The sequence below is a fragment of the Pseudomonas sp. D4-21 genome, assembly GCF_051132125.1.
Classification (GTDB): Bacteria; Pseudomonadota; Gammaproteobacteria; order Pseudomonadales; family Pseudomonadaceae; genus Aquipseudomonas.
This window is the reverse complement of the sequence record NZ_CP071664.1, coordinates 4,416,204-4,428,931: the sequence shown is the minus strand read 5'-3', so window position 1 is coordinate 4,428,931 and position 12,728 is coordinate 4,416,204. Positions and strand designations below refer to the sequence as shown.

Genomic DNA, 12,728 nt, shown 5'->3' with positions numbered 1-12,728 from the left:
AACAGCCCGTTAAGAATTTTTTGAGAAAATACGCCGCAGGAGAGATTCGCAATGGCTCAGCAGGGCAGTGGTTATCAGGCTCGCTATAAACGCATTCTACTCAAGCTTAGCGGCGAGGCCCTGATGGGCTCGGAAGAGTTCGGGATCGATCCGAAAGTGCTAGACCGCATGGCTCTGGAAGTTGGCCAGTTGGTCGGGATCGGCGTACAGGTCGGCCTGGTCATCGGCGGCGGCAACCTGTTCCGTGGTGCTGCGCTGAGCGCGGCGGGCATGGATCGGGTCACGGGCGACCACATGGGCATGCTGGCCACTGTGATGAACGCTCTGGCTATGCGCGACGCGCTGGAGCGTGCCAATATCTCGGCCATCGTGATGTCGGCCATTTCCATGGTTGGCGTGACCGATCACTACGATCGCCGCAAGGCCATGCGCCACCTCAACTCCAAGGAAGTGGTGATCTTTGCCGCCGGTACCGGTAATCCGTTCTTCACCACGGATTCGGCCGCGTGCCTGCGAGCGATCGAAATCGATGCCGATGTCGTGCTCAAGGCAACCAAGGTAGATGGCGTGTACACCGCTGACCCGTTCAAAGACCCGCATGCCGAGAAGTTCGATCATCTGACCTACGATGAAGTGCTGGATCGCAAGCTGGGTGTAATGGATCTGACGGCTATCTGCCTGTGCCGCGACCACAAGATGCCGCTGCGCGTTTTCAACATGAACAAACCCGGTGCCCTGCTGAACATCGTCCATGGCGGCGCCGAAGGAACACTGATCGAGGAAGGCAAGCAATGATCAACGAAATCAAGAAAGACGCTGAAGAGCGCATGAAGAAATCCTTGGACTCCCTGAGCCACGCATTCGGTCAGATTCGTACCGGCAAGGCTCACCCGAGCATCCTCGGCAGCGTCATGGTGCCTTACTACGGCACTGACACACCGCTGAGCAGCGTTGCCAACGTCACCGTGAAAGATTCGCGCACCCTGCAGGTCGTGGCTTTTGAGCGCAACATGCTCGCTGCTGTAGACAAGGCGATCCAGAGCGCCGGTCTGAACCTCAACCCAACTAACCTGGGTGAGCTGCTGCTGATCCCGATGCCGGCTCTCACCGAGGAAACGCGCAAAGGATTTACCAAACAGGCCCGTAGCGCTGCGGAAGACGCGCGTGTTGCCGTGCGCAACATCCGTCGTGACGCGTTGGGTGAGCTGAAGAAGCTGGTCAAGGATAAGGAAATCAGTGAAGACGAAGAGCGTCGTGCCATCGCTGATATCGATAAGCTGACCAAAGAATCCGAGGCCCAGATCACCAAGGCCACGGACGAGAAAGAAAAAGACCTGATGGCCGTATAAGGGTCTCGTTTTAATGGATAAGACCAAGCAGGCCGTGCCGTTCGCGGTGCCGCGCCACGTGGCGATCATCATGGACGGCAATAACCGCTGGGCCAAGAAACGCTTTATGCCCGGCGTCGCCGGGCACAAAGCCGGGGTTGATGCGGTCCGTGCAGTCATCGAGGTGTGTGCCGAGGCCGGCGTCGAGGTGCTCACCCTGTTCGCCTTCTCCAGCGAGAACTGGCAGCGTCCGGCCGATGAGGTCAGTGCCTTGATGGACCTGTTCCTCAAGGCCTTGCGACGTGAAGCCAAGCGCCTGGACGAAAACAAGATCAGCTTGCGGATCATCGGCGATCGTTCACGTTTTCATCCTGAGCTGCAGGCGGCAATGCGTGAGGCTGAGTCAGCCACGGCTGGCGCCGATCGGTTTGTCCTGCAAATCGCCGCCAATTATGGCGGCCAATGGGATATTGCCCAGGCCGCCCAGCGGCTGGCGCGGGAGGTTCAGGCCGGTCATTTGCGGCCAGAGGACATCACTGCCGACCTGTTGCAAACGTGCCTGGCGACCGGCGACCTGCCGCTGCCGGACTTGTGCATCCGCACCGGTGGCGAACACCGCATCAGCAATTTCCTGCTGTGGCAGCTGGCTTACGCCGAGCTGTACTTCTCCGACCTGTTCTGGCCGGACTTCAAACACGAAGCCATGCGCACCGCATTGGCCGATTTCGCTTCCCGTCAGCGTCGTTTCGGTAAAACGAGCGAGCAGATCGAAGCTGGAGCCCGGGTTTAATGCTAAAACAACGAATCATCACAGCCTTGATCCTGTTGCCCATCGCGTTGGGTGGTTTTTTCCTATTGGAAGGTGCGGGCTTCGCCCTGTTCATCGGCCTGGTCGTGACGTTGGGCGCTTGGGAATGGGGGCGGCTGGCGGGTTTTGCCGCTCAATCGGCGCGCGTGACCTACGCGGCGGCGGTAGCGGCCATGTTGTTCATCATGTATGTGGTGCCTGGTATCGCGCCCTGGGTACTGGGAGCGGCGGTGCTCTGGTGGGCAACCGCGACGTTCCTGGTCTTGACCTATCCGCGTACCACGCACCATTGGTCCAATGCCGCGACCAAGCTGGTGATAGGGCTGCTGATCCTGTTGCCGGCCTGGCAAGGGCTGATCTGGATCAAGCAGGGGCCTCTGGGCAACTGGCAGATCATGGCGGTGATGGTGCTGGTGTGGGGCGCCGATGTCGGAGCCTATTTTTCTGGCCGTGCCTTCGGCAAGCGCAAGCTGGCGCCAAAGGTCAGTCCTGGCAAGAGCTGGGAAGGCGTCTATGGCGGCCTTGCCTTGAGCCTGGTCATCACGGCGGTGGTCGGCTTCGTGCGAGACTGGACCGTCGCGCAACTGTTGATGGGGTTGTTCGGCGCGGCCCTCATCGTGTTTGTCTCGGTGGTCGGCGACTTGACCGAAAGCATGTTCAAGCGCCAGTCCGGGATCAAGGACAGCAGTAACCTGCTGCCGGGTCACGGCGGCGTACTGGATCGTATCGACAGCCTGACTGCCGCGATTCCTGTCTTCGCCGTTCTGCTCTGGATGGCCGCGTCGTGAGTCGTGCACAGCAGATCACTGTGCTGGGCGCTACGGGTTCGATCGGCCTCAGCACGCTGGACGTCATTGGCCGGCACCCTGAGCGCTACCAGGTGTTCGCCCTCAGTGGTTTCACGCGCTTGAGCGAGTTGCTGGCGCTGTGCATTCGCCACGCGCCACGGTTTGCCGTAGTGCCCGAGGCTAGCGTGGCGAGCGCGCTGCAAGACGACCTACGGGCCGCGGGGCTGCGAACCCGGGTGCTCGTGGGGGAAGAGGGTCTTTGCCAGGTGGCTTCCGATCCGGAAGTCGACGCCGTGATGGCGGCGATCGTGGGTGCGGCGGGGCTGCGCCCGACCTTGGCGGCGGTGGAGGCTGGCAAGAAAATTCTGCTGGCCAATAAAGAGGCGCTGGTGATGTCTGGCGCGCTGTTCATGCAAGCGGTGCGCAAAAGCGGCTCGGTACTGTTGCCGATCGACAGCGAACACAACGCGATTTTCCAATGCATGCCGCAGGACTTTTCCCGTGGCCTGGAGGCAGTGGGCGTCCGGAGGATTCTTCTGACGGCGTCCGGTGGTCCGTTCCGGCAGACACCGCTGGAAGAATTGGTGCATGTTTCACCCGAGCAGGCCTGCGCTCATCCGAACTGGTCCATGGGGCGCAAGATATCCGTGGATTCAGCCAGCATGATGAACAAAGGGTTGGAGTTGATCGAGGCCTGCTGGCTGTTCGACGCCAAGCCGTCGCAGGTAGAAGTGGTGATCCACCCGCAGAGCGTGATCCACTCCCTCGTCGACTACGTCGATGGTTCGGTGCTGGCCCAGTTGGGCAACCCGGACATGCGCACGCCGATCGCCAACGCGTTGGCCTGGCCGGAGCGGATTGATTCGGGAGTGGCGCCGCTGGACCTGTTCGCGATCGCGCGCCTGGATTTCCAGGCGCCCGATGAACAGCGCTTTCCCTGCCTGCGCCTGGCGCGGCAGGCGGCCGAGGTGGGCAACAGCGCGCCGGCCATGCTTAATGCCGCTAACGAAGTGGCGGTTGCAGCGTTTCTCGATGGGCGTGTCCGTTACCTCGAGATCGCGAGTATCATCGAGGAAGTCTTGAACCTCGAGGCCGTGGTCTCCCTCGATGACCTCGACGCGGTATTTACCGTGGATGCCAGGGCTCGCCAGTTGGCGGGCCAGTGGTTGAGCCGCCACGGGCGTTGAGGCTGCGGTACGTTAGCCAGGGTTGTCCTGGGCAGGATTGTGGAGAAAACAGATGAGCGCGCTCTATATGATCGTCGGCACCCTGGTTGCGCTGGGTGTGCTGGTCACTTTTCACGAATTCGGCCATTTCTGGGTCGCGCGTCGCTGTGGCGTCAAGGTCCTGCGTTTTTCCGTCGGCTTCGGCATGCCCCTGCTACGCTGGCACGACAAGCAGGGCACTGAATTCGTTGTCGCGGCCATCCCCCTGGGCGGCTACGTGAAGATGCTCGACGAGCGCGAGGGTGAAGTTCCTCTCGACCAGCTCGACCAATCCTTCAATCGCAAGACCGTTCGTCAGCGCATCGCCATCGTGGCGGCGGGGCCGATCGCCAACTTCCTGCTGGCCCTGGTGTTTTTCTGGGCGCTGGCCATGCTGGGCAGCGAGCAGGTGCGCCCTGTCATTGGCGCGGTCGAGGCGGGGAGCGTTGCGGCGCGCGCCGGGTTGGGCGCGGGCCAGGAAATCGTGGCCATCGATGGCGAGCCAACATCAGGCTGGGCCGCCGTCAATCTGCAATTGGTGCGTCGCCTGGGTGAGAGCGGTTCCCTGCAGATGATCGTTCGCGAGGAGGGATCCACCGCGGACTCGCCCCGGGAGCTGGTACTCGATAATTGGCTCAAAGGTGCCGACGAGCCTGATCCGATCCGCTCCCTCGGGATCCGTCCATGGCGTCCCGCGCTGGCGCCTGTCCTCGCCGAACTCGACCCGAAAGGCCCGGCACATGCCGCGGGCCTGAAGACCGGTGACCGTTTGCTCGCGTTCGATGGGCGGGCGGTCAGCGACTGGCAGCAGGTGGTCGACTCGGTTCGTGTCCGTCCTGATGCCAAAATATTGCTGAGCGTGGAGCGCGACGGCGCCACGATTGATGTTCCCGTGACGTTGGCCGCCCGTGGCGAAGCCAAAGCGCCGACGGGTTACCTGGGGGCGGGGGTCAAGGCGGTCGACTGGCCACCGGAGATGGTTCGAGAGGTCAGCTTCGGCCCTGTCGCGGCAATTGGCGAGGGCGCGCGGCGTACTTGGACCATGAGTGTCCTGACCCTCGACTCGCTGAAGAAAATGTTGTTCGGCGAGCTCTCGGTAAAAAACTTGAGTGGACCGATAACCATTGCTAAAGTGGCGGGCGCTTCTGCCCAGTCGGGCGTCGCTGATTTCCTGAATTTCCTTGCTTATCTGAGCATTAGCCTGGGGGTTCTGAATTTGCTGCCCATCCCGGTACTGGATGGGGGGCATCTGCTGTTTTATCTGATCGAGTGGGCGCGTGGTCGTCCCTTGTCGGATCGGGTGCAAGGTTGGGGGATACAGATCGGTATCAGCTTGGTGGTCGGGGTGATGTTGCTTGCCTTGGTCAACGATCTGGGTCGTCTGTAACGCTTCGCTGAATTGCGAATCTGCCGCATTTTGCGGCAGTTTGTTTATTGCCAGTTGGAATAAGAAAGGACTTCATGAAACGTCTGCTGCTAACTGCGGTTCTCACCGTATTGATGATCGCCGAAGTTCACGCCGAGTCCTTCACTATCTCTGATATTCGCGTCAACGGCCTCCAGCGGGTTTCCGCAGGTAGCGTCTTTGGTGCCTTGCCGCTGAACGTCGGCGAGCAGGCGGATGATCGGCGCCTGGTGGAATCCACTCGTGCGTTGTTCAAGACCGGCTTCTTTCAAGATATCCAGCTGGGCCGCGACGGCAATGTCCTGGTCATCACGGTCGTCGAGCGCCCTTCGGTCGCCAGTATCGAGATCGAGGGCAACAAGGCGATTTCCACTGAGGACCTGATGAAAGGCCTCAAGCAATCCGGCCTGGCCGAAGGCGAGATCTTCCAGCGCGCCACTCTCGAAGGTGTGCGTAACGAGCTGCAGCGCCAGTACGTCGCCCAGGGTCGCTATTCGGCCACCGTCGACACCGAAGTGGTGCCGCAGCCACGCAACCGCGTCGGCCTGAAGGTCAACATCAACGAAGGCACCGTGGCGGCCATCCAGCACATCAACGTGGTGGGCAACACGGTTTTCCCGGATGAAGACCTGATCGACCTGTTCGAGCTCAAGACCACCAACTGGCTGTCGTTCTTCAAGAACGACGACAAGTACGCCCGTGAAAAACTTTCCGGTGACCTGGAGCGCCTGCGTTCCTACTACCTGGACCGTGGCTACATCAACATGGATATCGCTTCGACCCAGGTGTCCATTACCCCGGACAAGAAGCACGTCTACATCACCGTCAACGTCAACGAAGGCGAGAAGTACACCGTTCGTGACGTCAAGCTCAGTGGTGACCTGAAAGTCCCTGAAGACCAGGTGAAATCACTCTTGCTCGTGCAGAAGGGCCAGGTGTTCTCGCGCAAGCTGATGACCACCACGTCCGAGCTGATCACCCGTCGCCTGGGTAACGAGGGTTATACCTTCGCCAACGTCAACGGCGTGCCGCAGCCGCACGATGAAGACCATACCGTCGACATCACCTTCGCCGTGGATCCGGGCAAGCGTGCCTACGTCAACCGCATCAACTTCCGTGGCAACACCAAATCCGAAGATGAAGTGCTGCGTCGTGAAATGCGTCAGATGGAAGGCGGTTGGGCGTCGACCTACCTGATCGACCAATCCAAGACCCGTCTGGAACGCCTGGGCTTCTTTAAGGAAGTCAACGTCGAGACCCCGGCCGTACCGGGCGTCGATGACCAGGTGGATGTGAACTACAGCGTTGAAGAACAAGCTTCCGGCTCGATCACCGCCAGCGTCGGTTTCGCCCAGAGCGCGGGCCTGATCCTGGGTGGGTCGATCACCCAGAACAACTTCCTGGGCACCGGTAACAAGGTCAGCCTCGGCCTGACCCGAAGCGAGTACCAGACCCGCTACAACTTCGGCTACGTGGACCCCTACTGGACCGCCGACGGCGTGAGCCTGGGCTACAACGCCTTCTATCGCACCACCGACTACGACGAGCTCGATGCTGACATCTCCAGCTACGCCGTGGACAGCCTGGGTGCGGGTGTGAACGTTGGTTACCCAATCAGCGAGACTTCGCGCCTTACCTTCGGCCTCACCGCGCAGCAGGACAAGATCAACACCGGTCGCTACACCGTTGACGAGATTTTCGATTTCGTCGAGAAGGAAGGCGATAACTACCTGAACTTCAAGGCGTCTGTCGGCTGGTCCGAATCGACCTTGAACAAGGGCGTGCTGGCGACGCGCGGTCGGTCCCAGAGCCTGGTGCTGGAAACCACCACCCCTGGCAGTGACCTGTCGTTCTTCAAGCTCGATTACCGTGGCCAGTTGTTCCAGCCGTTGACCGACAACTACACCATGCGCCTGCACACCGAGCTGGGTTATGGCGATGGCTACGGTTCGACCGATGGCCTGCCGTTCTATGAGAACTACTACGCCGGTGGTTTCAACTCGGTCCGTGGTTTCAAGGACAGCACCTTGGGCCCGCGCAGTACGCCGAGCCGTGGCACCAACCCGGGGACCATCCGCGATCCGGACCAGGATCCGCTGCCGTTCGGTGGCAACGTGCTCATCCAGGGCGGCGCGGAAATCCTGTTCCCGATGCCGTTCGTCAAGGATCAGCGCTCCCTGCGTACCTCGGTATTCTGGGACGTGGGTAACGTATTCGACTCCAGTTGTGATGACACCACCAACGCTAACGGTACGAGTTCCAATACCAAGTGCAACGACATCAGCCTCAGCAACCTGGCCAGCTCCGTCGGTGTGGGCGTGACCTGGGTCACCGCGCTGGGCCCGTTGAGCTTCGCATTGGCGATGCCGATCAAGAAACCGGACGACGCTGAAACCCAAGTGTTCCAATTCTCCCTCGGCCAGACGTTCTAAGCGTCTGACCCAAGATAACGACAACGGATTTTGTAGGAGTACATCGTGCGTAAGTTGACTCAATTGGTTCTCCTGGCGACCGTGCTGGTCGCAGGCCCGGCTTTTGCCGACATGAAAATCGCCGTGCTGAACTATCAGATGGCCTTGCTGGAGTCCGACGCGGCGAAGAAATACGCCGTAGACGCCGAGAAGAAATTTGGCCCGCAACTGACCAAGCTCAAAGGCCTGGAAAGCAGTGCCAAAGGCATTCAGGACCGTCTGGTGGCCGGTGGCGACAAGATGGCCCAGGGCGAGCGCGAACGCCTAGAGCTTGAATTCAAGCAGAAGGCTCGTGACTTCCAGTTCCAGTCCAAGGAACTGAACGAAGCGAAAGCCGTGGCCGACCGTGAAATGCTCAAGCAGCTCAAGCCGAAACTCGACAGCGCCGTGGAAGAAGTCATCAAGAAAGGTGGTTTCGACCTGGTGTTCGAGCGGGGCGCAGTGATCGATGTCAAACCTCAATACGACATCACGCGCCAGGTCATCGAGCGCATGAACCAGCTGAAGTAATCCATGACAGCGACTATCAAGCTCGGCCAATTGGCTGAGTTCCTCGGCGCCACCCTGCGTGGCGACCCGGAGAAGGTCATCACTGGGCTAGCCACTTTGCAAGAGGCTGGCCCAGCTCAGTTGAGCTTCCTGGCAAATCCCCAGTACCGCAAATACCTGGCTGACAGCCGGGCTGCCGCGTTATTGCTCAAGGCTGGCGATGCCGAAGGGTTTGTCGGCGATGCGCTGATCGTGGCCGATCCGTACCTGGCGTACGCGCGAATTTCCCATCTGTTCGATCCCAAACCCAAGTCGGCGGCAGGCATTCATCCCAGCGCGGTGATCGCGTCGGATGCCGTCGTCGATCCCTCGGCCAGTATCGGTCCCTTCGTCGTCATCGAAAGCGCGGCCCGGATTGGCGCCGGCGTGACGCTGGGCGCCCATTGCTTCATCGGTGCGCGCAGCGAGATCGGCGAGGGCGGTTGGCTGGCTCCGCGGGTCACCCTCTACCACGATGTACGCATCGGCAAACGGGTGGTGATCCAGTCCGGCGCGGTGCTGGGCGGTGAAGGGTTCGGTTTCGCCAATGAGAAGGGCGTCTGGCAAAAGATCGCCCAGATTGGTGGCGTGAGCGTTGGCGACGACGTGGAGATAGGCGTCAATACGGCCATCGACCGTGGCGCGCTGGCCGATACGGTCATCGGCAATGGCGTCAAGCTCGATAACCAGATCCAGATCGCCCACAACGTCCAGGTCGGTGATCACACCGCCATGGCGGCTTGTGTCGGCATTTCCGGCAGCACCAAAATCGGCAAGCACTGCATGCTCGCCGGCGGCGTGGGCCTGGTGGGCCATATCGATATTTGTGACAACGTATTCCTGACCGGGATGACCATGGTGACCCACTCGATTACCGAGCCGGGTGCCTATTCTTCCGGCACAGCCATGCAACCGGCTGCCGAGTGGCGAAAGAGCGCGGCGCGTATCCGCCAGCTCGACGACATCGCGCGGCGCCTCAAGCAGGTGGAAAAGCGTGTAGGGGACGTGACCCCTGACGGTAATGCTTCATCAGATGGCTGATACCATTTCCATATCAAGTGTGCACAGCCGCTAGGCCCTGGCCTCCTTGATTTGCTAGCGGGGTGCGCGTCAATCGTGCGCTCCCAATCTTTACATAGGCTTCCCCCCGAAATGATGGACATCAACGAGATTCGCGAATACCTGCCTCACCGTTACCCGTTCCTGCTGGTGGATCGGGTCGTGGACCTGGATGTTGAAGGCAAGCGCATTCGCGCCTACAAGAATGTCAGCATCAACGAACCGTTCTTCAATGGCCACTTCCCAGCGCATCCAATCATGCCGGGCGTGTTGATCATCGAAGCGATGGCTCAGGCTGCCGGGATCCTTGGTTTCAAAATGCTCGACGTGAAGCCTGCCGATGGCACGCTGTATTACTTCGTCGGCTCCGACAAGCTGCGTTTCCGCCAGCCGGTGACCCCGGGCGATCAATTGATCCTCGAGGCCAAGTTCATCAGTTGCAAGCGCCAGATCTGGAAATTCGAATGCCAGGCTTCGGTCGACGGCAAGCCGGTCTGCTCCGCTGAAATCATCTGCGCGGAACGCAAGCTATGAGTTTGATTGACCCTCGCGCAATCATCGATCCGTCGGCCGTGCTGGCCGCCGATGTCGAGGTTGGCCCTTGGTCAATCATCGGCGCAGGTGTGGAAATCGGCGAGGGCACGGTGATCGGTCCCCACGTAATTCTCAAGGGCCCGACCCGGATCGGCCGGCACAATCGCATCTACCAATTTTCATCGGTAGGCGAGGACACGCCCGATCTCAAGTACAAAGGTGAAGAAACCCGCCTGGTGATCGGCGATCACAATGTGATTCGCGAAGGCGTGACGATCCACCGTGGCACCGTCCAGGACCGTTCCGAAACGACGCTGGGCGATCACAACCTGATCATGGCCTATGCCCATATCGGTCACGACAGCATCATTGGCAACCATTGCATCCTGGTCAACAACACCGCGTTGGCCGGCCATGTGCATGTGGATGACTGGGCGATCCTGTCCGGTTTCACCCTGGTCCACCAGTATTGCCATATCGGTGCCCACAGTTTCTCCGGCATGGGCACCGCCATCGGCAAGGATGTCCCGGCCTATGTCACGGTGTTCGGCAACCCGGCCGAAGCCCGCAGCATGAACTTCGAAGGCATGCGTCGTCGTGGTTTCAGCGAAGAGGCGATCACGGCCTTGCGCCGCGCCTACAAGGTCGTCTACCGCCAGGGCCTGACGGTCGAGCAGGCGCTCGCCGAACTGGCCGAAGCGTCAGTGCAGTTCCCGGAGGTCGCGACATTCCGCGACTCCATCCAGTCTTCGACCCGCGGCATTACCCGCTGACCATGGCCAATCTGCGTATTGCGCTGGTAGCGGGAGAGGCTTCCGGTGACATCCTGGGTGCCGGCTTGATGCGCGCGCTCAAGGCGCAGCATCCCGCGGTCGAATTCATCGGTGTCGGCGGCCCGTTGATGCAGGCCGAAGGCCTGGAGTCCTACTTTCCCATGGAGCGGCTGTCGGTCATGGGCCTGGTGGAGGTGCTCGGGCGCTTGCGCGAGTTACTGGCCCGTCGCAAGAAACTGATCCAGACGCTGATCGAGGAGAAACCGGACGTCTTCATCGGCATCGACGCGCCGGACTTCACCCTCAATATCGAGCTCAAGTTGCGCCAGGCTGGCATCAAGACCGTGCATTACGTCAGCCCGTCCGTCTGGGCCTGGCGGCAGAAGCGGGTGCTGAAGATTCGCGAAGGCTGCGACCTGATGCTCACGCTGCTGCCATTCGAAGCCCGCTTCTACGAAGAAAAAGGCGTGCCGGTGCGGTTCGTCGGGCACACCCTGGCCGATACCATTCCCCTGGAGGCAGACCGCGCGGCGGCTCGCCAGGCATTGGGCCTGCCGGAAGGGCCGCTGGTGGCGTTGATGCCTGGCAGCCGGGGCGGCGAGGTCAGTCGCCTGGGCGGGTTGTTCTTCGACGCCGCCGAACGGATGCGGACGATGCGTCCCGATGTCAGGTTTGTCCTTCCTTGTGCCAGCCCGCAGCGGCGCGGCCAGCTTGAAGCCTTGCTGGCCGGGCGCGATTTGCCGGTGATGCTGCTCGACGGTCAGTCCCACCAAGCGCTGGCCGCCTGCGATGCCGTGTTGATTGCCTCTGGCACTGCTACCCTTGAGGCGTTGTTATACAAACGCCCAATGGTGGTCGCGTATCGTTTGGCGCCGCTGACGTTCTGGATTCTCAAGCGCATGGTCAAGAGCCCTTACGTTTCCTTGCCGAATCTTCTGGCCCAGCGCTTGCTGGTACCGGAGCTGCTTCAGGACGACGCAACCGCCGAGTCGCTGGCCAATACGCTGTTGCCCCTGATCGACGGCGGCGAGGAACAGACCCGGGGCTTTGACGAAATCCACCGCACCTTGCGACGCGATGCGTCCAACCAGGCTGCGGAGGCTGTATTGACCCTGATCGGCAAGAAACAATGAGCAACGTAAAGCTGCAGATGGGCCTGGATTTCAACCTGGTCGCCGAGGTGGAACAGCTTGTCGCCGGTGTCGATGAAGTAGGACGCGGCCCGTTGTGCGGCGCGGTGGTAACGGCGGCGGTGATTCTCGATCCGACACGGCCGATTCTGGGTCTCGATGACTCGAAGAAACTCACCGAGGCCCGTCGCGAAAAGCTTTATGACGAAATCTGTGAGAAAGCCTTGAGTTGGTGCATCGCCCGGGCCGAAGTCGAAGAAATCGATGAACTCAATATCCTGCACGCCACCATGCTCGCGATGCAGCGTGCGGTGCACGGGCTGCATGTCACGCCGAAGCTGGCGATGATCGACGGCAATCGCTGTCCGAAACTGTCGATGCGCGCCGAGGCGGTCATCCAGGGCGACGGCAAGGTTCCGGCCATCGCAGCCGCCTCGATCCTGGCCAAGGTCAGCCGCGACCGGGAAATGGCCGCGTTCGAATTGATCTACCCCGGCTACGGGATTGGCAGCCACAAGGGTTATCCGACCCCGGTGCATCTGGAAGCCCTGGCACGCCTTGGGCCGACGCCGATCCACAGGCGTTCGTTTGCGCCGGTTCGGCTGGCTTATGAAGCGCGTGGTGGGCTGATCGTGAGTAATCAGGCTCCCATTACATAAAGGCGAATGTGGATTTGTGGCGAGGGGATTTATCCCCGCT

At 60.7% G+C, this 12,728-nt stretch carries 13 protein-coding genes; all 13 read left to right on the top strand.

What is annotated here, in order from left to right; genetic code table 11:
- The first annotated feature begins 51 nt into the window (after positions 1 to 51).
- Positions 52 to 795, top strand: coding sequence for a UMP kinase (pyrH, locus tag J3Q04_RS19840; RefSeq protein ID WP_039591983.1), 744 nt, complete (start codon positions 52 to 54; stop codon positions 793 to 795).
- On the top strand, positions 792 to 1,349 hold the full coding sequence (gene frr / locus J3Q04_RS19835) for a ribosome recycling factor (protein WP_420764236.1): 558 nt from the start codon (positions 792 to 794) through the stop codon (positions 1,347 to 1,349). The genes pyrH and frr overlap by 4 nt, the downstream gene beginning before the upstream one ends.
- Before the next feature lie 13 nt (positions 1,350 to 1,362).
- Complete coding sequence (uppS, locus tag J3Q04_RS19830; RefSeq protein WP_434562533.1) at positions 1,363 to 2,118, top strand: polyprenyl diphosphate synthase; 756 nt, start codon at positions 1,363 to 1,365, stop codon at positions 2,116 to 2,118.
- Positions 2,118 to 2,924, top strand: a complete 807-nt coding sequence (locus J3Q04_RS19825) for a phosphatidate cytidylyltransferase (protein WP_434609827.1) — start codon at positions 2,118 to 2,120, stop codon at positions 2,922 to 2,924. Before uppS ends, J3Q04_RS19825 begins: the two co-directional genes overlap by 1 nt.
- A complete protein-coding gene (gene ispC / locus J3Q04_RS19820) occupies positions 2,921 to 4,111 on the top strand; it encodes a 1-deoxy-D-xylulose-5-phosphate reductoisomerase (protein ID WP_434609829.1) in 1,191 nt (396 codons plus the stop codon). Before J3Q04_RS19825 ends, ispC begins: the two co-directional genes overlap by 4 nt.
- A gap of 52 nt (positions 4,112 to 4,163) precedes the next feature.
- A complete protein-coding gene (gene rseP, locus J3Q04_RS19815; protein ID WP_420764240.1) occupies positions 4,164 to 5,516 on the top strand; it encodes an RIP metalloprotease RseP in 1,353 nt (450 codons plus the stop codon).
- A gap of 74 nt (positions 5,517 to 5,590) precedes the next feature.
- A complete protein-coding gene (gene bamA, locus J3Q04_RS19810; RefSeq protein WP_420764241.1) occupies positions 5,591 to 7,966 on the top strand; it encodes an outer membrane protein assembly factor BamA in 2,376 nt (791 codons plus the stop codon).
- Between the two features lie 45 nt (positions 7,967 to 8,011).
- Positions 8,012 to 8,515 (top strand): OmpH family outer membrane protein, encoded by a 504-nt coding sequence (locus J3Q04_RS19805; protein ID WP_003184901.1) that lies wholly within the window; start codon positions 8,012 to 8,014, stop codon positions 8,513 to 8,515.
- A 3-nt stretch (positions 8,516 to 8,518) separates the two neighbouring features.
- Entirely contained in the window at positions 8,519 to 9,574 is a 1,056-nt protein-coding gene (gene lpxD, locus J3Q04_RS19800; protein WP_434609832.1) for a UDP-3-O-(3-hydroxymyristoyl)glucosamine N-acyltransferase, read from the top strand.
- A 111-nt stretch (positions 9,575 to 9,685) separates the two neighbouring features.
- Complete coding sequence (fabZ, locus tag J3Q04_RS19795; RefSeq protein WP_003184897.1) at positions 9,686 to 10,126, top strand: 3-hydroxyacyl-ACP dehydratase FabZ; 441 nt, start codon at positions 9,686 to 9,688, stop codon at positions 10,124 to 10,126.
- Complete coding sequence (gene lpxA, locus J3Q04_RS19790; protein WP_420764243.1) at positions 10,123 to 10,899, top strand: acyl-ACP--UDP-N-acetylglucosamine O-acyltransferase; 777 nt, start codon at positions 10,123 to 10,125, stop codon at positions 10,897 to 10,899. Before fabZ ends, lpxA begins: the two co-directional genes overlap by 4 nt.
- A gap of 2 nt (positions 10,900 to 10,901) precedes the next feature.
- The gene (gene lpxB / locus J3Q04_RS19785; RefSeq protein WP_420764244.1) at positions 10,902 to 12,032 is read left to right on the top strand and encodes a lipid-A-disaccharide synthase; all 1,131 of its coding nucleotides are present in this window, start codon (positions 10,902 to 10,904) and stop codon (positions 12,030 to 12,032) included.
- An 11-nt stretch (positions 12,033 to 12,043) separates the two neighbouring features.
- The gene (rnhB, locus tag J3Q04_RS19780; RefSeq protein WP_420764449.1) at positions 12,044 to 12,688 is read left to right on the top strand and encodes a ribonuclease HII; all 645 of its coding nucleotides are present in this window, start codon (positions 12,044 to 12,046) and stop codon (positions 12,686 to 12,688) included.
- The last annotated feature ends 40 nt before the right edge of the window (positions 12,689 to 12,728 follow it).